At 66.1% G+C, this 17,439-nt stretch carries 20 protein-coding genes; 16 read left to right on the top strand and 4 right to left on the bottom strand.

The genetic code is table 11. The features are described 5' to 3' along the window. Positions 1-37 precede the first annotated feature (37 nt). From OQ789_RS05630 to OQ789_RS05655, 6 genes are read left to right on the top strand one after another with little or no spacing between them, the layout of a single operon-like run. Positions 38-1,561: an aldehyde dehydrogenase family protein gene (locus tag OQ789_RS05630; RefSeq protein ID WP_324684050.1), complete on the top strand. Its 1,524-nt coding sequence runs from the start codon at positions 38-40 to the stop codon at positions 1,559-1,561. After that, positions 1,561-2,046: a DUF779 domain-containing protein gene (locus OQ789_RS05635; protein WP_324684052.1), complete on the top strand. Its 486-nt coding sequence runs from the start codon at positions 1,561-1,563 to the stop codon at positions 2,044-2,046. Before OQ789_RS05630 ends, OQ789_RS05635 begins: the two co-directional genes overlap by 1 nt. A 19-nt stretch (positions 2,047-2,065) precedes the next feature. Then, positions 2,066-2,344, top strand: coding sequence for a putative holin (locus OQ789_RS05640; protein ID WP_324684054.1), 279 nt, complete (start codon positions 2,066-2,068; stop codon positions 2,342-2,344). Beyond that, positions 2,337-2,924, top strand: a complete 588-nt coding sequence (locus OQ789_RS05645; RefSeq protein WP_324684056.1) for a hypothetical protein — start codon at positions 2,337-2,339, stop codon at positions 2,922-2,924. The genes OQ789_RS05640 and OQ789_RS05645 overlap by 8 nt, the downstream gene beginning before the upstream one ends. Before the next feature lie 59 nt (positions 2,925-2,983). Continuing rightward, positions 2,984-4,381, top strand: coding sequence for a dihydrolipoyl dehydrogenase (gene lpdA, locus OQ789_RS05650; RefSeq protein WP_324684058.1), 1,398 nt, complete (start codon positions 2,984-2,986; stop codon positions 4,379-4,381). A 7-nt stretch (positions 4,382-4,388) separates the two neighbouring features. After that, the gene (locus tag OQ789_RS05655; protein ID WP_324684059.1) at positions 4,389-4,670 is read left to right on the top strand and encodes a hypothetical protein; all 282 of its coding nucleotides are present in this window, start codon (positions 4,389-4,391) and stop codon (positions 4,668-4,670) included. Here the strand turns inward: OQ789_RS05655 and OQ789_RS05660 are convergent, their stop codons facing one another. Both OQ789_RS05660 and ramB read right to left on the bottom strand, forming a co-directional pair. After that, a complete protein-coding gene (locus tag OQ789_RS05660; RefSeq protein WP_324684060.1) occupies positions 4,671-5,228 on the bottom strand; it encodes a carboxymuconolactone decarboxylase family protein in 558 nt (185 codons plus the stop codon). Beyond that, complete coding sequence (gene ramB / locus OQ789_RS05665; RefSeq protein WP_324684062.1) at positions 5,225-6,649, bottom strand: acetate metabolism transcriptional regulator RamB; 1,425 nt, start codon at positions 6,647-6,649, stop codon at positions 5,225-5,227. The genes OQ789_RS05660 and ramB overlap by 4 nt, the downstream gene beginning before the upstream one ends. 160 nt (positions 6,650-6,809) lie before the next feature. Here ramB and OQ789_RS05670 point away from each other — a divergent pair, with 160 nt between their 5' ends. The 4 genes from OQ789_RS05670 (at position 6,810) to OQ789_RS05685 (ending at position 11,199) form a co-directional block, all read left to right on the top strand. Next, positions 6,810-7,604: an acyl-[acyl-carrier-protein] thioesterase gene (locus OQ789_RS05670; RefSeq protein ID WP_324684064.1), complete on the top strand. Its 795-nt coding sequence runs from the start codon at positions 6,810-6,812 to the stop codon at positions 7,602-7,604. Positions 7,605-7,872: 268 nt separating this feature from the next. Beyond that, positions 7,873-9,159: an isocitrate lyase gene (gene aceA / locus OQ789_RS05675; RefSeq protein WP_324684066.1), complete on the top strand. Its 1,287-nt coding sequence runs from the start codon at positions 7,873-7,875 to the stop codon at positions 9,157-9,159. Between the two features lie 222 nt (positions 9,160-9,381). Beyond that, positions 9,382-10,245: a 3-hydroxybutyryl-CoA dehydrogenase gene (locus OQ789_RS05680; RefSeq protein WP_324684067.1), complete on the top strand. Its 864-nt coding sequence runs from the start codon at positions 9,382-9,384 to the stop codon at positions 10,243-10,245. Between the two features lie 93 nt (positions 10,246-10,338). Next, positions 10,339-11,199, top strand: coding sequence for a cyclopropane mycolic acid synthase family methyltransferase (locus OQ789_RS05685; RefSeq protein WP_324684068.1), 861 nt, complete (start codon positions 10,339-10,341; stop codon positions 11,197-11,199). Positions 11,200-11,259: 60 nt separating this feature from the next. Here the strand turns inward: OQ789_RS05685 and pcaA are convergent, their stop codons facing one another. Together pcaA and OQ789_RS05695 are read right to left on the bottom strand one after the other, a co-directional pair. Further along, positions 11,260-12,123 (bottom strand): cyclopropane mycolic acid synthase PcaA, encoded by an 864-nt coding sequence (pcaA, locus tag OQ789_RS05690; RefSeq protein WP_324684070.1) that lies wholly within the window; start codon positions 12,121-12,123, stop codon positions 11,260-11,262. A 188-nt stretch (positions 12,124-12,311) separates the two neighbouring features. Further along, on the bottom strand, positions 12,312-13,031 hold the full coding sequence (locus OQ789_RS05695; RefSeq protein WP_324684072.1) for a TetR/AcrR family transcriptional regulator: 720 nt from the start codon (positions 13,029-13,031) through the stop codon (positions 12,312-12,314). 135 nt (positions 13,032-13,166) lie between these two features. On the opposite strand from OQ789_RS05695, the gene OQ789_RS05700 reads away from it, so the two are divergent. The 6 genes from OQ789_RS05700 (at position 13,167) to deoC (ending at position 17,418) form a co-directional block, all read left to right on the top strand. Continuing rightward, positions 13,167-14,549 carry a DUF445 domain-containing protein gene (locus OQ789_RS05700; RefSeq protein WP_324684074.1) on the top strand — a complete coding sequence of 461 codons (1,383 nt, stop codon included), beginning with the start codon at positions 13,167-13,169 and terminating at the stop codon, positions 14,547-14,549. A gap of 94 nt (positions 14,550-14,643) precedes the next feature. Further along, positions 14,644-15,060: a helix-turn-helix transcriptional regulator gene (locus OQ789_RS05705; RefSeq protein ID WP_324684076.1), complete on the top strand. Its 417-nt coding sequence runs from the start codon at positions 14,644-14,646 to the stop codon at positions 15,058-15,060. Positions 15,061-15,336: 276 nt separating this feature from the next. Then, positions 15,337-15,942, top strand: coding sequence for a heparin-binding hemagglutinin HbhA (hbhA, locus tag OQ789_RS05710; protein ID WP_324684078.1), 606 nt, complete (start codon positions 15,337-15,339; stop codon positions 15,940-15,942). A gap of 87 nt (positions 15,943-16,029) precedes the next feature. Then, positions 16,030-16,317 (top strand): DUF2516 family protein, encoded by a 288-nt coding sequence (locus OQ789_RS05715; RefSeq protein WP_324684080.1) that lies wholly within the window; start codon positions 16,030-16,032, stop codon positions 16,315-16,317. A 4-nt stretch (positions 16,318-16,321) separates the two neighbouring features. Continuing rightward, entirely contained in the window at positions 16,322-16,741 is a 420-nt protein-coding gene (locus OQ789_RS05720) for a DUF2599 domain-containing protein (protein ID WP_324684082.1), read from the top strand. Next, positions 16,741-17,418, top strand: a complete 678-nt coding sequence (gene deoC / locus OQ789_RS05725) for a deoxyribose-phosphate aldolase (RefSeq protein WP_324684083.1) — start codon at positions 16,741-16,743, stop codon at positions 17,416-17,418. The genes OQ789_RS05720 and deoC overlap by 1 nt, the downstream gene beginning before the upstream one ends. Positions 17,419-17,439: the final 21 nt, after the last annotated feature.

Below are 17,439 nucleotides of genomic sequence, written 5' to 3' on the forward strand. Positions count from 1 at the left end.
GAGGTGAGTTACACAGCCAAACGAGGAGTGAGGGCAGATGACTGTTTTCGCACGTCCGGGATCTGCGGGGGCATTGATGTCGTATGAATCCCGCTATGAGAACTTCATCGGCGGACAGTGGGTCGCACCGGCGAAGGGGCGCTACTTCGAGAACCCGACTCCGGTCACCGGTCAGACGTTCTGCGAGGTCGCCCGCTCCGACGAGGCCGACATCGACAAGGCGCTCGACGCCGCGCACGCGGCCGCCCCGGCGTGGGGCAAGATGGCGCCGGCCGAACGGGCCGCGATCCTGAACAAGATCGCCGACCGCATCGACGAGAACAAAGACGCGCTGGCGGTGGCCGAGGTCTGGGACAACGGCAAGCCGATCCGCGAGGCGCTGGCCGCCGACATCCCGCTGGCCGCCGACCACTTCCGGTACTTCGCCTCGGCCCTGCGCACGCAGGAGGGCTCGCTGAGTCAGATCGACGACGACACCGTGGCTTACCACTTCCACGAGCCGCTCGGCGTGGTCGGGCAGATCATTCCGTGGAACTTCCCGATCCTGATGGGCGCCTGGAAACTGGCGCCCGCGCTGGCGGCCGGCAACACGGTGGTGCTCAAACCCGCTGAGCAGACACCGGTTTCGGTGCTCTACCTGATGTCGCTGATCGGCGACCTACTGCCCGGCGGGGTCGTCAACGTCGTCAACGGATTCGGTGCCGAAGCCGGCAAGCCGCTGGCGTCGAGCAACCGGATCGCCAAGATCGCGTTCACCGGGGAAACCACCACCGGGCGGCTGATCATGCAGTACGCCTCGCAAAACCTGATCCCGGTCACCCTGGAACTCGGGGGCAAGAGCCCCAACATCTTCTTCTCCGACGTGATGGCCAAGGCCGACGACTATCAGGACAAGGCGCTCGAGGGCTTCACCATGTTCGCCCTCAACCAGGGCGAGGTGTGCACCTGCCCGTCACGCAGTCTGGTCCAGGCCGACATCTACGACGAGTTTTTGGAGCTGGCCGCGATCCGCACCAAGGCGGTGCGCCAGGGCGATCCGCTGGACAGCGAGACCATGCTGGGCTCCCAGGCGTCCAACGACCAACTGGAAAAGGTGTTGTCCTACATCGAGATCGGCAAGGACGAGGGCGCCAAGGTGATCACCGGAGGCGAACGCGCCGAACTCGGCGGCGACCTGTCCGGCGGCTTCTACATGCAGCCCACCATCTTCGGCGGCAACAACACGATGCGGGTCTTCCAGGAGGAGATCTTCGGGCCGGTGGTCACGGTGACCTCGTTCGACGACTACGACGACGCCATCTCGATCGCCAACGACACCCTCTACGGCCTGGGGGCGGGCGTGTGGAGCCGCGACGGCAACACCGCGTACCGCGCCGGCCGCGATATCCAGGCCGGCCGGGTGTGGGTCAACTGCTATCACGTGTACCCGCCGCACGCGGCGTTCGGCGGCTACAAGCTGTCCGGCTTCGGCCGTGAATGCCACAAGATGGCCCTCGAGCACTACCAGCAGACCAAGAACATGCTGGTGTCCTACTCCGACAAGGCGCTCGGATTCTTCTGATGGTGCCACCAGCCGGTGTCGTCATCACCGCCCCGGCCGCCGAAGTGCTGATGCGGGTGCAGGCCGCCCACGGTCCGGTGATGTTCCACCAGTCCGGCGGCTGCTGCGACGGCTCGTCGCCCATGTGTTACCCGCTCGGCGATTTCCTCGTCGGCGACCGCGACGTGTTGCTCGGTGTGCTCGACGTCGGGATCGACGGTGTGCCGGTGTGGATTTCGGGTCCGCAGTACGCGGCCCACTATCGCGACAAGCACACCCAATTGGTCATCGACGTGGTATCCGGCCGCGGTGGTGGGTTCAGCCTGGAGGCACCCGACGGGGTGCGGTTCCTGTCCCGCGGCCGCGCCTTCACCGAGGACGAGCGGGCGGCGCTGGCCGCCGTGGCGGTGATCACCGGCGCCGATTACGAACGCGGCGAACGCCCCCCGGCACGGGGCCCGGTGGTGGCCGACGCGGCCTCGGCGACATGCCCCCCGCGCCGGTGACCGCAGTACAGTCGAGAAAGTGATCCCCCTTCCGCGTCCCTGGTTGTTGGCCGGCGCGATGCTGGTCGGCAGCGCGATCGGGCTTCTGGCGGGTGTCGCGGGCGCCGTCGCGTTCCACGCCGGGGTCAGCCCGGGCGTCGCCATCGCGTCGGTGGTGGGCACGCTCAGCGTGGTCGGGCTGACGACCATCCTGCTTTCCGGACGCCGATGGGTCACGATGCTGGGCGCGTTCCTGCTGTCGGTGGCGCCGGGCTGGTTCGGGGTGCTGGTCGCGTTGCGGGTGACCGCCGGTGTCTGACGACAAGGACGCCTCGAGCCCCGGCACCGAGGCGTTCGTGCCGGACTTTTCGGACGACGAAGACGACGCCGAGCACACCGGCACCCAGTCCTGGGTCCCCGATTTCGACGACGACACCGGCGAGCATGCCGCCGCGACCGCGACCGAGACCGAGACCGAGACCGCGGACGACGAGCCGGCGCCCGCGTCGGGTGGCGGCGATGCGGAACCGGCCGAGCCCGTCGGGCCGGTGCAACCGGTCAACGTCCCCGGCCGGTACCTCTACCTCAAATGGTGGAAGCTGGCCCTGGTGCTGCTCGGCGTGTGGGCGGCGGCCGGCGTGATCGGGCTGGGGCTGTTCTATTGGTGGTACCACAGCGTCGACAAGACCCCCGCGCTGTTCGTGGTCCTGGTCTACGTGGTGGTGTGCGTCGTCGCCGGGGTGATGCTGGCGATGACCCAGGGCAGGCCGCTGATCTCGGCGCTCGCGGTGGCGCTGATGTCCGGGCCGTTCGCCGCACTGGTGGCCGCGGCGCCGCTGTATGGCCATTCCCTGTGCGCTCGGGTGGGGCACTGTCTGGTCGGCGTCATTCCCTATTGACCGCTATTGACGCCTCGCCCGGGGGCCCGCCGGGGGTGGTCGCCAACTAGGGTGGGCTCGTGACTTCTCACTATGACGTCGTCGTCCTCGGGGCCGGTCCCGGCGGATATGTCGCGGCCATTCGCGCCGCGCAGCTGGGCCGCAGCACCGCGGTCATCGAACCGAAGTACTGGGGCGGAGTCTGCCTCAACGTCGGCTGCATCCCGTCCAAGGCGCTGCTGCGTAACGCCGAACTCGCGCACATCTTCACCAAAGAGGCCAAGACGTTCGGCATCGGCGGCGAGGCGACCTTCGACTACGGGGCCGCCTTCGACCGCAGCCGCAAGGTCGCCGAGGGCCGCGTCGCCGGCGTGCACTTCTTGATGAAGAAGAACAAGATCACCGAAATCCACGGCTACGGCCGCTTTACCGACGCCAACACCATCTCGGTGGAGCTCAACGAGGGCGGCACCCAAACCGTCACCTTCGACAACGCCATCATCGCCACCGGCAGCAGCACCCGCCTGGTCCCCGGCACGTCGCTGTCGGCCAACGTGGTCACCTACGAAGAGCAGATCCTGTCGCGGGAGTTGCCGGAGTCGATCATCATCGCCGGCGCCGGCGCCATCGGCATGGAGTTCGGCTATGTGCTGCGCAACTACGGCGTCGACGTGACCATCGTGGAGTTCTTGCCGCGTGCCCTGCCCAACGAGGACGCCGACGTCTCCAAGGAGATCGAGAGGCAGTTCAAGAAGCTGGGCGTCAAAATCCTCACCGGCACCAAGGTCGAGTCCATCTCCGACGACGGCTCCGGGGTGACTGTGGTCGTCAGCAAGGACGGCAACTCCCAGGAGCTCAAGGCCTCAAAGGTGTTGCAGGCCATTGGTTTTGCACCCAACGTCGAGGGTTTCGGCCTGGAGGCGGCCGGGGTCGCGCTGACCGACCGCAAGGCCATCGGGATCACCGACTACATGCGCACCAACATCGAGCACATCTACGCCATCGGTGACGTCACCGGCAAGCTGCAGCTGGCCCACGTCGCCGAGGCCCAAGGCGTGGTGGCCGCCGAAACCATTGCCGGCGCAGAGACTTTGGCGCTCGGCGACTACCGCATGATGCCGCGCGCGACGTTCTGCCAGCCCAACGTCGCCAGCTTCGGCCTCACCGAGGAGCAGGCCCGCGACGAAGGCCACGACGTGGTGGTGGCGAAGTTCCCGTTCACCGCGAACGGCAAGGCCCACGGCGTGGGCGACCCCAGCGGGTTCGTCAAGCTGATCGCCGACGCCAAATACGGTGAGCTGCTTGGCGGGCACCTGGTCGGTCACGACGTCTCCGAACTGCTTCCGGAGCTGACCCTGGCCCAGAAGTGGGACCTGACCGCCACCGAGTTGGCCCGCAACGTGCACACCCACCCGACCATGTCCGAGGCGCTGCAGGAATGTTTCCACGGCCTGACCGGGCACATGATCAATTTCTGAGCGGCGAATGATGCGCAGCGTCACGCCTGAGGCCATCGCGGGTGCCGTCGGTGGCCTGATGGCCGGTTATGTCCTGTGGTTGCTGGCCATTTCGAACGGCGACAACGCGACGGCCGGCCAGTGGGGCCCGCTGGTGCTGCTGGCCGCGGTGGTGCTGGCGGTCGGCGCCGCGGTGTGGGGACGGCGCCAGCGCCGGCGCGGGAAGCGGGCGTGGGCGGCGTTCGCCTTCGCGCTGCCGGCGCTGCCCGTGATATTGACGCTGGCCGTCCTGGCCGACGTCTACCTGTAGCTAGCGCGGTTGGTCCAGCGGGATGCCGAGCGCTGAGATGGTCGCCGCAAGACCGTCGTATTGGCTTGCGAGCAAACAGAATTCGATGAGCTGCCGCCGATCCAGATGAGTCGCCAGCTGCTGCCACGTGTCGGCGGCCACGGTCCGGTCTCGGACGAACTCGTCCGTCGCCGCCAGCAGCGCCTGCTGGCGCACGGTCAGCCGGTTGTCGACCGGGTCCAGCCGCTGGGGCCAGGCGAAGATCGCGGCCTGCAGGTCGGCGTCCAGCCCGGCCTTGCGGGCTATCCGGCGGTGGTGCTGCAGCTCGTATTCGCACCCGCGCAGATGCGCGACCCGCAGGATCACCAACTCGGTGTCGATGCGCGGCAGCCGCCCCCGCAACAGGCGCGCACCGTAGAACAGGAACGTCCAGTAGAGCACCCGGCGCTGGCCCAGCGTGGTGAACAGGTGCATCTCCGGCACCTTGACCGTGCGCGCGGACAGCTTGGCGAACGCCCAGTTGATCGGTCCCAGCTCGCGAAGCCGCCCCGGCGGGATGCGGGTCTGCGGGCTGCTCACGGCTGGAGCACCAGGTAGGGCGAGACCGTGCTGCGGTGCTCGTTGAGATCGAGTGCGCGTCCGAGCGCCGGGAAGGCGCGCTGTGGGCAGTTGTCGCGCTCGCAGACCCGGCAGCCCGCGCCGATCGGTGTGGCCACTGTTCCTGGTTCTCCCGAGACGTCGAGTCCTTCCGAATAGACGAGGCGGTGAGCATGGCGAAGCTCGCAGCCCAACCCGATCGCGAAGGTTTTACCCGGCTGACCATACCGGGCCGCGCGGCGCTCCACGGTGCGGGCCACCCACATGTAGTTGCGGCCGTCGGGCATCTGCGCGATCTGCACCAGGATCTTGCCCGGATTGGCGAACGTCTCGTAGACGTTCCACAGCGGGCAGGTGCCACCGCTGGAGGAGAAGTGAAAGCCGGTGGCGGACTGGCGTTTTGACATGTTGCCGGCCCGATCCACCCGGACGAAGGAGAACGGCACGCCGCGCATCGACGGCCGCTGCAACGTCGAAAGCCGGTGCGCGATGGTCTCGTAACTGATCGAGTAGAACGACGACAACCGCTCGACGTCGTAGCGGAAATTCTCCGCGACGTCGTGAAACTGGCGGTAGGGAAGCACGGCGGCCGCGGCGAAGTAGTTGGCCAACCCCAGTCGGGCCAGCGTGTGCGACTCCGCGCTGGTGAACTTGCCCTCCTCGACCAAAGTGTCGATGAGATCGCCGAACTCGAGATAGGCCAATTCGGCCGCCATCTTGAAAACCTGCTGCCCCAGCGACAGATGATTGCTGAATTCCAGGGACTTGGTCGTGGGGTCGAAGCGGTGCAGCACGGTGTCGCCCAGGTCGATCCGCCGGTTGATGTGCACGCCGTGCACCTCGGTGAGCCGGCGGGTCAGCTCGCGCGCCAGATCTCCGTGGTGCAGGCGCATCTTGATGGTCAGGTCCTCGGCGGCGGTGTCCAGCTCGTGCAGATAGTTCTGCCGCTGGTAGAAGTAGTCGCGCACCTCCTCGTGCGGCATGGTGATCGACCCGGTGCCGCTGCCGTCGGAGTATCGCTCCTCGGTGGCGGCCGCGAGCTGGGCCGTGGTGATCCGGTAGCGCCGGTGCAGGTTGACCACCGCGCGGGCCAGGGCGGGGTGGGCGCCGACCATCTCGGCGACCTCGGTCGGGTCCACGTCGATGTCCAGATCGCGATCCATGGTGACTTCGCGCAACTCGGCCACCAGGCGGGTGTCGTCCTGCGAGGAGAAGAAGGTCGCGTCGACCCCGAACGCCTCGGCGATGCGCAGCAGCACCGCCACGGTCAGCGGCCGGACGTCGTGCTCGATCTGGTTGAGGTAGCTCGGCGAGATCTCCAGCATCTGAGCCAGCGCGGCCTGGGAGAATCCGCGTTCGTTGCGCAACTGGCGTACCCGGGATCCGACAAACGTTTTGGACACCCTCCGAGGTTACCGGCGCCGTGTGAAGATCCAATTCGCAGAGTTGGCATCCGGAGCGGTCGCGTCGGGATTAGTATTCGACGCACCTCGTTGGCATGATGCGATCGGGAATTCGGCCTTAGCCTGGGGTAACCATGAGCACGAAACGGGGAGCGACGGCGTGAGCCTGGACAAAGAATTGATGCCGGTGCCCGACGGTCACCCTGACGTTTTCGATCGCCAGTGGCCGTTGCGGGTCGGCGATATCGACCGCGCGGGCCGGCTGCGCCTGGATGCCGCGTGCCGCCATATCCAGGACATCGGGCAGGACCAGCTGCGCGAGATGGGCTTCGAGGAAACCCATCCGCTCTGGATCGTCCGGCGCACCATGGTGGACCTGATCCGTCCCATCGAGTTCCAGGACATGCTGCGCTGCCGCCGGTGGTGTTCGGGCACCTCCAACCGGTGGTGTGAGATGCGGGTCCGGGTCGACGGCCGTAAAGGCGGCCTGATCGAGTCCGAGGCGTTCTGGATCAGCATCAACCGGGAAACCCAGATGCCGTCGCGCATCGCCGACGACTTTTTGGCGGGCCTGCGCAAGACGACCTCCGTCGACCGGTTGCGATGGAAGTCCTATCTGAAGCCGGGCAGCCGCGACGACGCCGTGGAGATCCACGAGTTTCCCGTCCGGGTCACCGATATCGACCTGTTCGACCACATGAACAACTCGGTGTACTGGAGCGTGATCGAGGACTACCTGGCGTCGCACCTGGAGCTGATGAAGGCGCCGCTGCGGATCACCATCGAACACGAGGCGCCGGTGGCGTTGGGCGACAAGCTGGAGATCATCTCGCACGTCCATCCCGCCGGATCCACCGAACAATTCGGTCCGGGGCTGGGCGATCGGACTGTTACAACGCTCACATATGCCGTCGGAGACGAGACCAAGGCCGTCGCCGCGATCTTTGCTCGGTAACAGGACAAGCGTCCCGGTTAAATGCCGCGTTGACCTGCGGCTTTGGGGTTACTCGCGGGTAGCTTCTGAAACGGTTCAGTTAGTTAGCAACTTCGCAAACTTTACAAATTCGCGTGATCCCATTGCTTAAATTCGCAACTGAAAGGGGTGGACCACCCCTGCGAGCTGTGCCATCTTCGAGTTAGCACACCAGCGAAGTTGAGCCGCAAGCTGCCGCCGGTGAGGCATCCAGCAACTCAGTAGTGAAGATCGTGAAGGAGCATGCCCAATGTCTGTCGTTGGCACCCCCAAGAGCGCCGAACAGATCCAGAAGGACTGGGACACCAACCCGCGCTGGAAGGACGTCACCCGGACCTACAGCGCCAGCGACGTCGTCGCCCTGCAGGGCACCGTGGTCGAGGAGGCCACCCTGGCCCGCCGCGGCGCCGAGGTGCTCTGGGAGCAGCTCCACGACCTCGAGTACATCAACGCGCTGGGCGCCCTGACCGGCAACATGGCCGTGCAGCAGGTGCGCGCCGGCCTGAAGGCCATCTACCTGTCCGGCTGGCAGGTCGCCGGTGACGCCAACCTGTCCGGGCACACCTACCCAGACCAGAGCCTGTATCCGGCCAACTCGGTGCCCCAGGTGGTGCGCCGGATCAACAACGCGCTGCTGCGCGCCGACGAGATCGCCCAGGTCGAGGGCGACACCTCGGTGGAGAACTGGCTGGCGCCGATCGTCGCCGACGGTGAGGCCGGCTTCGGTGGTGCGCTCAACGTCTACGAGCTGCAGAAGGCCATGATCGCCGCGGGTGTGGCGGGATCGCACTGGGAGGACCAGCTGGCCTCGGAGAAGAAGTGCGGTCACCTGGGCGGCAAGGTGCTGATCCCGACCCAGCAGCACATCCGGACCCTGACCTCGGCCCGCCTGGCCGCCGACGTGTGCGACGTCCCGACCGTCGTCATCGCCCGGACCGACGCGGAGGCCGCCACGCTGATCACCTCCGACGTCGACGAGCGCGACCAGCCGTTCATCACCGGTGAGCGCACCAAGGAGGGCTTCTACCGGGTCCGCAACGGCCTGGAGCCCTGCATCGCCCGGGCCAGGGCCTACGCGCCGTTCTCCGACCTGATCTGGATGGAGACCGGCACGCCGGATCTCGAGCTCGCCGCCAAGTTCGCCGAGGGCGTCAAGGCCGAGTTCCCCGACCAGATGCTGGCCTACAACTGCTCGCCTTCCTTCAACTGGCGCAAGCACCTGGACGACAGCACCATCGCGAAGTTCCAAAAGGAGCTTGGCGCAATGGGATTCAAGTTCCAGTTCATCACGCTGGCCGGCTTCCACGCGCTGAACTACTCGATGTTCGACCTGGCCTACGGCTACGCCCGCAACCAGATGAGCGCCTACGTCGAGCTGCAGGAGCGCGAGTTCGCCGCCGAGGAGCGGGGCTACACCGCCACCAAGCACCAGCGTGAGGTCGGTGCCGGGTACTTCGACCGCATCGCCACCACGGTGGACCCGAGCTCGTCGACGACCGCGCTGGCCGGCTCCACCGAAGAGGGCCAGTTTCACTGAGGACGAGTGGCCTCGGCCACGAGGACGAAGTGAAACCCACGGCTTGGGGTCACTGACCGGTAAGCGCGCCGAGCGTGCGCCTGTGGCGAGAATTCGACCGAATTTTCGCCCTGAGTACACGCTCGGCGTTCCGAAAATGAGATGAAGTAGCGTAGGCCCCGCCCAGCCAACCTGGGCGGGGCCTATTGCGGCGCAGGCCGATACGACACCGGAGAGAAACCAGTGAGTGACACAACGATTCAGCGGGTAGGAGTTGTCGGGGCCGGCCAGATGGGGTCCGGCATCGCCGAGGTCTCGGTGCGCGCCGGTGTCGACGTGACCGTGTTCGAGACCACCGACGCCCTCATCACGGCGGGACGCAACCGCATCGTGAAGTCGCTGGAGCGCGGTGTCAGCGCCGGCAAGGTGACCGAGCGGGAGCGAGACCGGGCGCTGAGCAAGCTCACCTTCACCACGGACCTGGCCGCCCTCGCCGACCGCCAGCTGGTCATCGAGGCGATCGTCGAAGACGAGGCCGTCAAGGCACACGTCTTCGCCGAGCTCGACCGGGTCATTTCCGACCCGGACGCCGTCCTGGCGTCCAACACCTCGAGCATCCCGATCATGAAGATCGCCGCGGCCACCAAGAACCCGCAGCGCGTGCTGGGCCTGCACTTCTTCAATCCCGTGCCGGTGCTGCCGTTGGTCGAATTGGTCAGCACCCTGGTCACCGACGACGGCGCCGCCGCGCGCACCGAGGAGTTCGCGAGCGCGGTCCTGGGCAAACAGGTCGTGCGCTGCTCCGACCGGTCCGGTTTCGTGGTGAACGCCCTGCTGGTGCCCTACCTGCTGTCGGCGATCCGCATGGTGGAAGCGGGTTTCGCGACGGTCGAGGACGTCGACAAGGCCGTGGTGGCCGGTCTGTCGCACCCGATGGGGCCGCTGCGCCTGTCCGACCTGGTGGGACTGGACACCCTGAAGCTGATCGCCGACAAGATGTTCGAGGAGTTCAAGGAAGCGCAGTATGGCCCGCCGCCGCTACTACTGCGCATGGTGGAAGCCGGCCGGCTCGGCAAGAAGACGGGCCAGGGCTTTTATACCTATTGAGTGACAACTCATGACTCACCGATACCCATAGGGCGCTCAGCAAACCAATCGGTTAATATGCTCGCGTCGAACAGGATGAAAGGCGTACCGAGCATGACCGGATTGAAACCCTATTATGAGGAGTCGCAGTCCATCTACGACGTCTCGGATGAATTCTTCGCGCAGTTCCTGGACGCCACGATGGGTTACACTTGCGCGTACTTCGAGCGCGACGACATGACGCTCGAAGAAGCACAGATCGCGAAGTTCGATCTTGCGTTGGGGAAGCTGAACCTCGAGCCCGGGATGACGCTGCTGGACATCGGTTGCGGCTGGGGCGGTGCGCTCAAGCGGGCTGTCGAGAAGTACGACGTCAACGTCATCGGTATCACGCTGAGCCGCAATCAGTTCGAGTACAGCAAGAACAAGCTGTCCGGCTTGCCGACCAACCGCAACATCGAGGTGCGGCTGCAGGGCTGGGAAGAGTTCGAGGACAAGGTGGACCGGATCGTGTCCATCGGGGCCTTCGAAGCTTTCAAGATGGAGCGCTATCCCGCATTTTTCGAACGCGCCTACGAGATCCTTCCCGATAACGGCCGGATGCTTTTGCACACCATCCTGGCGTACTCGCAGCGGCAGCATCGTGAACGTGGCGTTTCGATCACGATGAGCGATTTGCGATTCATGCGATTCATCGGCCAGGAAATTTTCCCGGGCGGACAGCTGCCGGCGCAGGAAGACATCTTCAAATTCGGTGAGGTGGCGGGCTTCTCGATCGAGCGGGTGCAACTGCTGCAGAAGCACTACGAGCGGACCCTCAACATCTGGGTGGCCAACCTGGAAGCGAATAAGGACCGGGCGATAGCCCTGCAGTCCGAAGAGGTCTACGACCGGTACATGCACTATTTGACGGGCTGCGAGAACTTCTTTCGGAAGGGCATCTGCAACGTGGGGCAATTCACGATGGTCAAGTAGCGCCGAGCCGAGTCAGCCCCGACCGCGATCCGGTCGGGGCTGATTGCTTTGATGCGGTGGCTACTTCTCCAGCGTGAACTGGTCGACGTCGGTGTAGCCCTGCCGGAACAGCTTCGCGCATCCGGTGAGGTACTTCATGTAGCGGTCGTAGACCTCTCGGGACTGAATGGCCAGGGCCTGCTCGCGGTTCGCCTCGAGCGCCTCGGCCCACAGGTCGAGGGTCCTGGCGTAGTGCAGCTGCAGCGACTGAATCCGGGTCAGCTGGAAGCCCGCCGTGACCCCGTATTCGCCGACGGTCTGGGGTGTCGGCAGCCAGCCGCCCGGGAAGATCTCGGCCAGGATGAATTGGGAGAACTGGACAATCTCGCGAGTCAGCTTCATGCCCTTGGCCCGGGCATCCTTGAACGAGGGCCGAACGATGGTGTGCAGCAACATCACTCCGCCGGGCGGCAGCGCCTGGTAGGCCATCTTGAAGAAGCGACCGTAGCGCTGGCGGCCAAAGTGCTCGAACGCGCCGATCGACACGATGCGGTCCACCGGCTCGTGAAATTTCTCCCAGCCCTCCAGTAGCACCCGCCTGGTGCGGCGGGTGTCCATCTGGTCGAAGGACCGCTGCGCGTGCTCGGCCTGGTTCTCCGACAGCGTCAGGCCGACGACGTTGACGTCGTACCTCTCGACGGCCCGCCGCAGGGTGGCTCCCCAGCCGCAGCCGATGTCCAGCAACGTCATCCCGGGCTCGAGTTTGAGCTTTCCCAGCGCCAGATCGATCTTGGCGATCTGCGCCTCCTCCAGGGTCATGTCGTCACGCTCGAAGTAGGCGCAGCTGTAGGTCTGAGTGGGATCGAGGAACAGCCGGAAGAAGTCGTCGGACAAGTCGTAATGAGCTTGCACGTTCCCGAAGTGCGGCGTGAGCTGCACAGACATGTCGACACAAACCTCTCTTTGCCGCTATATGCGGGAATAGGAGTAGACAGCCGAAACGGCGACCCCGCAGTATCCCCCGATGCTCCCTGAATGCTAGTCGTCGCGACGGTCCGAGTCGCGCTCCTAGAGAGCGTGCCGCGCCTCACAGGACGGGTGGGAGCGGCGACCGCGCAGCGGTCGAGCCGATTTCAGCGTCTGAGCCCGTCCTCACGATCTCGTGGCGGCACGATCGGTGAAGGGTGGGGTTCCTCGCGGAATTTCTCCAGCGATCCGCCGACCTCGACGATCCCCTTGAGGGCATTCCAGCTCAGCATGGTCAGGTAGTCGATCAGCTCATCGCGAGTGATGCGCGGGTATGACATCCACGAGTGGGTAGCCAGCTGCACGCCGCCGACGATCAGGTACGCCCACGGTTCCGCACCACCGGTGTCCATGCCGGCGTGCTGCATGCGACGGCGCATCAGGACCGCGAGCATGCGCGCGATGATGCGTTCGGAGTCGGCGATGACCTTGCTCTTGCTGGCCGAGTTGTTGGACATCACGAACCGGTAGGGCTCGGGCTCGTTGGCGACGGTCTCGACGTAGACGCGGATGACCTCGCGGGTGAGGTCGAAGCCGTCGAGGTTGGACGTCAGCGCCCCGGCCATGTTGGGAATCAGGGTGGTCTGGGTGAACCGCATCATCACGGCCGTCGTCAGGTCGTTCTTGTCGACGAAATAGCGGTACAGCACCGTTTTGGAGACGCCGATCTCAGCGGCGATCTCGTCCATGCTCAGCGTGCCGCCCAACCGGCGAATCGCGTCGATTGTGCCGTCGACCAATTCGTTGCGACGATCCACCTTGTGTTGATGCCAGCGCCGCTTGCGCCCGTCCATTTTGACGCTCGCAGCCGTGATTTGCTCTGTCACAGTTGCCGATTTCCCATTCGCTAGACGCCATCGATCTTATCGGTTTGGGGGGTCGGTTTCTTGCCCTGGCCGGGTGCGGTTGCGACGTCGCCAACAGTGTGGTCACCCCAGATGGCGGGAAAGATAGATGATGGAGTGGTGGCACATCGAGCCTCGGTGAGAGGCGAAGCGTCGGGCGCGCCGAAGGCGAGGCCCGGTATGACGGCGCCGTCTCCCTCCGGCGGGCCCCCTCGCGCGTCTCTTGCCGAGTCCTTCGCGGGCGCTGATCCCGAAGCGGACGCGCAGCGCCGGGTGGCGTTGCGCCGGATGAAGATGGTGGCGCTGAGCTTCCTGATCGGCGCCACCGGCGTGTTCCTCGCCTGCCGGTGGGCCCAGGCGCACGCCAGCTTGGGGGCCTGGGTGGGATACGTCGGCGCCGCCGCCGAGGCCGGCATGGTCGGCGCTTTGGCGGACTGGTTCGCGGTGACCGCGCTGTTCAGACACCCGCTGGGCATTCCGATCCCGCACACCGCGATCATCAAACGCAAGAAAGACCAGCTCGGCGAGGGACTCGGCACATTCGTCCGGGAAAACTTCCTGTCGCCGGAGGTCGTCGAAACCAAGCTGCGCGACGCCCAGGTGTCGGGCAGGCTCGGGAAGTGGCTGTCGGAGGCCGCCCATGCCGAGCGGGTGGCCAGCGAGACGGCCACCGTCCTGCGGGTACTGGTCGAACTCTTGCGCGACGAGGACGTCCAGCAGGTGATCGACCGCATGATCGTGCGCCGGATCGCCGAGCCGCAGTGGGGTCCACCGGTCGGCCGGGTGCTGGCCACCCTGCTGGCCGAGCATCGGCAGGAGGCGCTGATCCAGTTGCTGGCCGACCGGGCCTTCCAGTGGTCGCTGAAGGCCGGGGAGGTCATTCAGCGGGTGGTCGAGCGTGACTCGCCGACCTGGTCGCCGCGCTTCGTCGACCATCTGGTCGGCGACCGCATCCACCGCGAGCTGATGGACTTCACCGACAAGGTGCGCCGCAATCCGGACCACGAGTTGCGCCGATCGGCCACCCGCTTCCTGTTCGATTTCGCCGAAGACCTGCAGCACGACCCGGACACCATTGCGCGCGCCGATGCGATCAAGGAACAGCTGATGGCGCGTGACGAGATCGCCAATGCCGCGGCGGCGGCGTGGAAGACGCTGAAGAGGCTGGTGCTCGAGGGTGTGGACGACCCGTCCAGTTCGCTGCGCACCCGGATTGCCGACGCCGTGGTGCGCATCGGGGAATCGCTCCGCGACGACGCAGACCTGCGGGACAAGGTCGACAACTGGCTGGTCCGGGCGGCGCAGCACCTGGTCTCGCAGTATGGGGTGGAGATCACAGCAATCATCACCGACACGATCGAGCGTTGGGACGCCGAGGAGGCCAGCCGGCGGATCGAACTGCATGTGGGTCGTGACCTGCAGTTCATCCGGATCAACGGGACCGTGGTCGGCTCGCTGGCGGGTTTGGTGATCTACGCCGTCGCGCAGTTGCTGATGTAGCGAATTCCTAGCAGCGCTAACAAGTGCTTGCAATAGCAAGCACTTGTAGTAGTCTGGGCGCGTCAAGAACCAGCCAGCCAACCAGGAGCACGCCGTGACGCCCGAGGAGAAGCTCTCCGCCAAGGTGTCCAACGCTGCCTCCGACATGGCCTCTGACATCGGCAGCTTCATCCGTAGCCAGCGTGAACTCGCGCAGGTTTCGGTGCGTCAACTCGCCGAAAAGTCCGGGGTCAGCAATCCATATCTGAGTCAGGTGGAGCGTGGATTGCGTAAGCCCTCCGCCGATGTCTTGAACCAGATCGCGAAGGCCCTTAGGGTCTCCGCCGAGGTTCTCTATGTGCGCGCCGGGATTCTCGAGCCCAGTGACAAAAGTCAGGTTCGGGACGCGATCGTCACCGACACTGCGATCACCGAGCGGCAAAAGCAAATTCTGCTCGACATCTACTCATCGTTCACGCAGCAAAACGAATCGACCCACGAGGAGTGTCCGACTGAATCCAACAGCGAGTGACCAGTCCGTTCCACCGGCGTCGTAACCCTCTGTACAGGGAGTTTGTGCCAGAGTACGGGCCTGTTGCTCGCGATAGCGGGTTGGCGATGTATAGACGACCGGCCGCCGCGGTTACCCCATGGGGAGACCGACCGATCCCAGCTGAATCGCTGGACGAACCACCCCCGGCACTGGCGGCCCCAGTTGCGAAGGAGACGTTTGCACCTAACTTCTCGACCAGAGAGCTGAAAAGCGAATAACACCGATACCAAAACCACATCAGTGAAAGGAAAGACCATGGCGGAAAACACGAACATCGAAGACTTGCGGGCCCCGCTGCTCGCGGCGCTGGGCGCGGCCGACCTGGCCCTGGCCACCGTCAATGACCTGATCGCCGGCCTGCGTGACCGCGCCGAAGAGACCCGCGCCGAGACCCGCACCCGGGTCGAGGAGCGCCGCGCCCGCCTGACCAAGCTCCAGGAGGACCTGCCCGAGCAGTTCACCGAGCTGCGCGACAAGTTCACCACCGACGAGCTGCGCAAGGCCGCCGAGGGCTACCTGGAGGCGGCCACCAGCCGCTACAACGAGCTCGTCGAGCGCGGTGAGGCGGCCCTGCAGCGGCTGCGCAACCAGTCGGCGTTCGAAGACGCGTCCGCGCGCGCCGAGGGTTACGTCGACCAGGCCGTCGAGCTGACGCAGGAGGCTCTCGGCACCGTCGCGTCGCAGACCCGCGCGGTCGGCGAGCGCGCCGCCAAGCTGGTCGGCATCGAGCTGCCCGGCAAGACCGAGGCGACCGCTAAGAAGGCCCAGAAGGCCGTCGCCAAGAAGGCCCCCGCCAAGAAGGCTCCGGCCAAAAAGGCTCCGGCCAAGAAGGCCGCGGCCAAGAAGGTCACTCAGAAGTAAGCACGACACTCGCACGACGCCGGCTCCGAGTCACCCCCGGGTGACTCGGAGTCGACGTTTTGGACGGTGCCCGCATACGCTTAGGGCGTGAACGACCTCGTGGGAACCGTCATGCTGGTCTTGCAGATCGCCGTCCTGGTCACGGCGATCTATGCGTTCGTGCACGCCGCGCTGCAACGACCCGACGCCTATACCGCCGCCAACAAGCTGACCAAGCCGGTGTGGCTGTTGATCCTGGGCGGGGCCGTCGCGCTGACGTCCATCTTGGGTTTCGTCTTCGGAGTGCTCGGTATGGCGATCGCGGCCTGCGCCGCCGGTGTGTACCTGGTCGACGTGCGGCCCAAACTGCTTGAGATTCAAGGTAAGTCGCGCTAGCGGAATGAAGGCCCTGCTGACGGCGCCGGTCGCGGTGCTCGTCTTCCTGTGCCCTCCGATACCGCACGCGGTCGCCGCCCCCGACCCGGCGGATCCGCCCGCCCCGCCCCCGCCCTACATCGACCACACCCAGTGGGCGCAGTGGCAGGGCCTGAGCAGCCTGCGCGTCTTCCCGTCGCCGGCCGGCCGAACCGCCTCCAGGACCCCGGCGCTGGCCGACGAGGCGTGGGCCGAGGTGCTCGCGTCGGCCCAGGACGCAGACGCTCCCGGGATGCGCGCCCAGTTCCTCTGCCATTGGCAGTTCGCCGAACTCGCCCAGCCCGGCAAGGTCAGCTGGAACCTGGAGCCGTGGCGACCGGTCGTCGACGACACCGAGATGGTCGCCTCCGGTTGCAACCCCGGCGGTCCGGAAGAATCCTTCTGATGGCCACCCAACCCAGCCGGGCGCAGTTGGCGGCGTTCGTCGACCACACCCTGCTCAAGCCCGAAGCAACCGAAGCCGACGTGACGGCACTGGTCGGTGAGGCCGTCGAACTAGGCGTCTACGCGGTGTGCGTCTCGCCCCCGATGGTTCCCGTCGCGGTGCGAGCCGGCGCCGGCGTGCGGGTGGCCAGCGTGGCTGGCTTCCCGTCGGGCAAGCACCTCCCGGCGGTGAAGGCGCACGAAGCCGCCCTGGCCGTCGCCTCCGGGGCATGCGAGGTCGACATGGTCATCGACGTCGGGGCGGCCCTGGCCGGCGCCATCGACGCGGTGCGTTGCGACGTCCGCGCCGTGCGCGACGCGATCGGCGGCGCCGTGCTCAAGGTCATCGTGGAGTCGGCGGCGCTGCTGGCGCTGGCGGACGAACGCACGCTGGCACAGGTATGCAGCGCCGCCGAAGACGGTGGTGCCGACTTCGTGAAGACGTCAACCGGATTTCATCCGGCCGGCGGCGCCTCCGTGCACGCGGTCACGCTGATGGCCGAGACCGTCGGTGGGCGCCTCGGGGTGAAGGCCAGCGGCGGCATCCGCACCGCCGCGGACGCGCTGGCGATGCTGGGCGCCGGCGCCACCCGACTGGGGCTGTCGGGCACCCGGGGCGTGCTCGACGGCCTTGGCTGACCTGACCGGCCGCCGCGCGGC

This window comes from Mycobacterium sp. 94-17 (genome assembly GCF_035617725.1).
Lineage (GTDB): Bacteria > Actinomycetota > Actinomycetes > Mycobacteriales > Mycobacteriaceae > Mycobacterium.

Excerpts from the sequence above, each read along its gene's own strand:
- OQ789_RS05630 (WP_324684050.1), top strand. The coding sequence starts at position 38 with ATGACTGTTTTCGCACGTCCGGGATCTGCGGGGGCATTGATGTCGTAT.
- OQ789_RS05635 (WP_324684052.1), top strand. The coding sequence starts at position 1,561 with ATGGTGCCACCAGCCGGTGTCGTCATCACCGCCCCGGCCGCCGAAGTG.
- OQ789_RS05655 (WP_324684059.1), top strand. The coding sequence starts at position 4,389 with ATGATGCGCAGCGTCACGCCTGAGGCCATCGCGGGTGCCGTCGGTGGC.
- aceA (WP_324684066.1), top strand. The coding sequence starts at position 7,873 with ATGTCTGTCGTTGGCACCCCCAAGAGCGCCGAACAGATCCAGAAGGAC.
- OQ789_RS05685 (WP_324684068.1), top strand. The coding sequence starts at position 10,339 with ATGACCGGATTGAAACCCTATTATGAGGAGTCGCAGTCCATCTACGAC.
- pcaA (WP_324684070.1), bottom strand. The coding sequence starts at position 12,123 with ATGTCTGTGCAGCTCACGCCGCACTTCGGGAACGTGCAAGCTCATTAC.
- hbhA (WP_324684078.1), top strand. The coding sequence starts at position 15,337 with ATGGCGGAAAACACGAACATCGAAGACTTGCGGGCCCCGCTGCTCGCG.
- OQ789_RS05720 (WP_324684082.1), top strand. The coding sequence starts at position 16,322 with ATGAAGGCCCTGCTGACGGCGCCGGTCGCGGTGCTCGTCTTCCTGTGC.
- deoC (WP_324684083.1), top strand. The coding sequence starts at position 16,741 with ATGGCCACCCAACCCAGCCGGGCGCAGTTGGCGGCGTTCGTCGACCAC.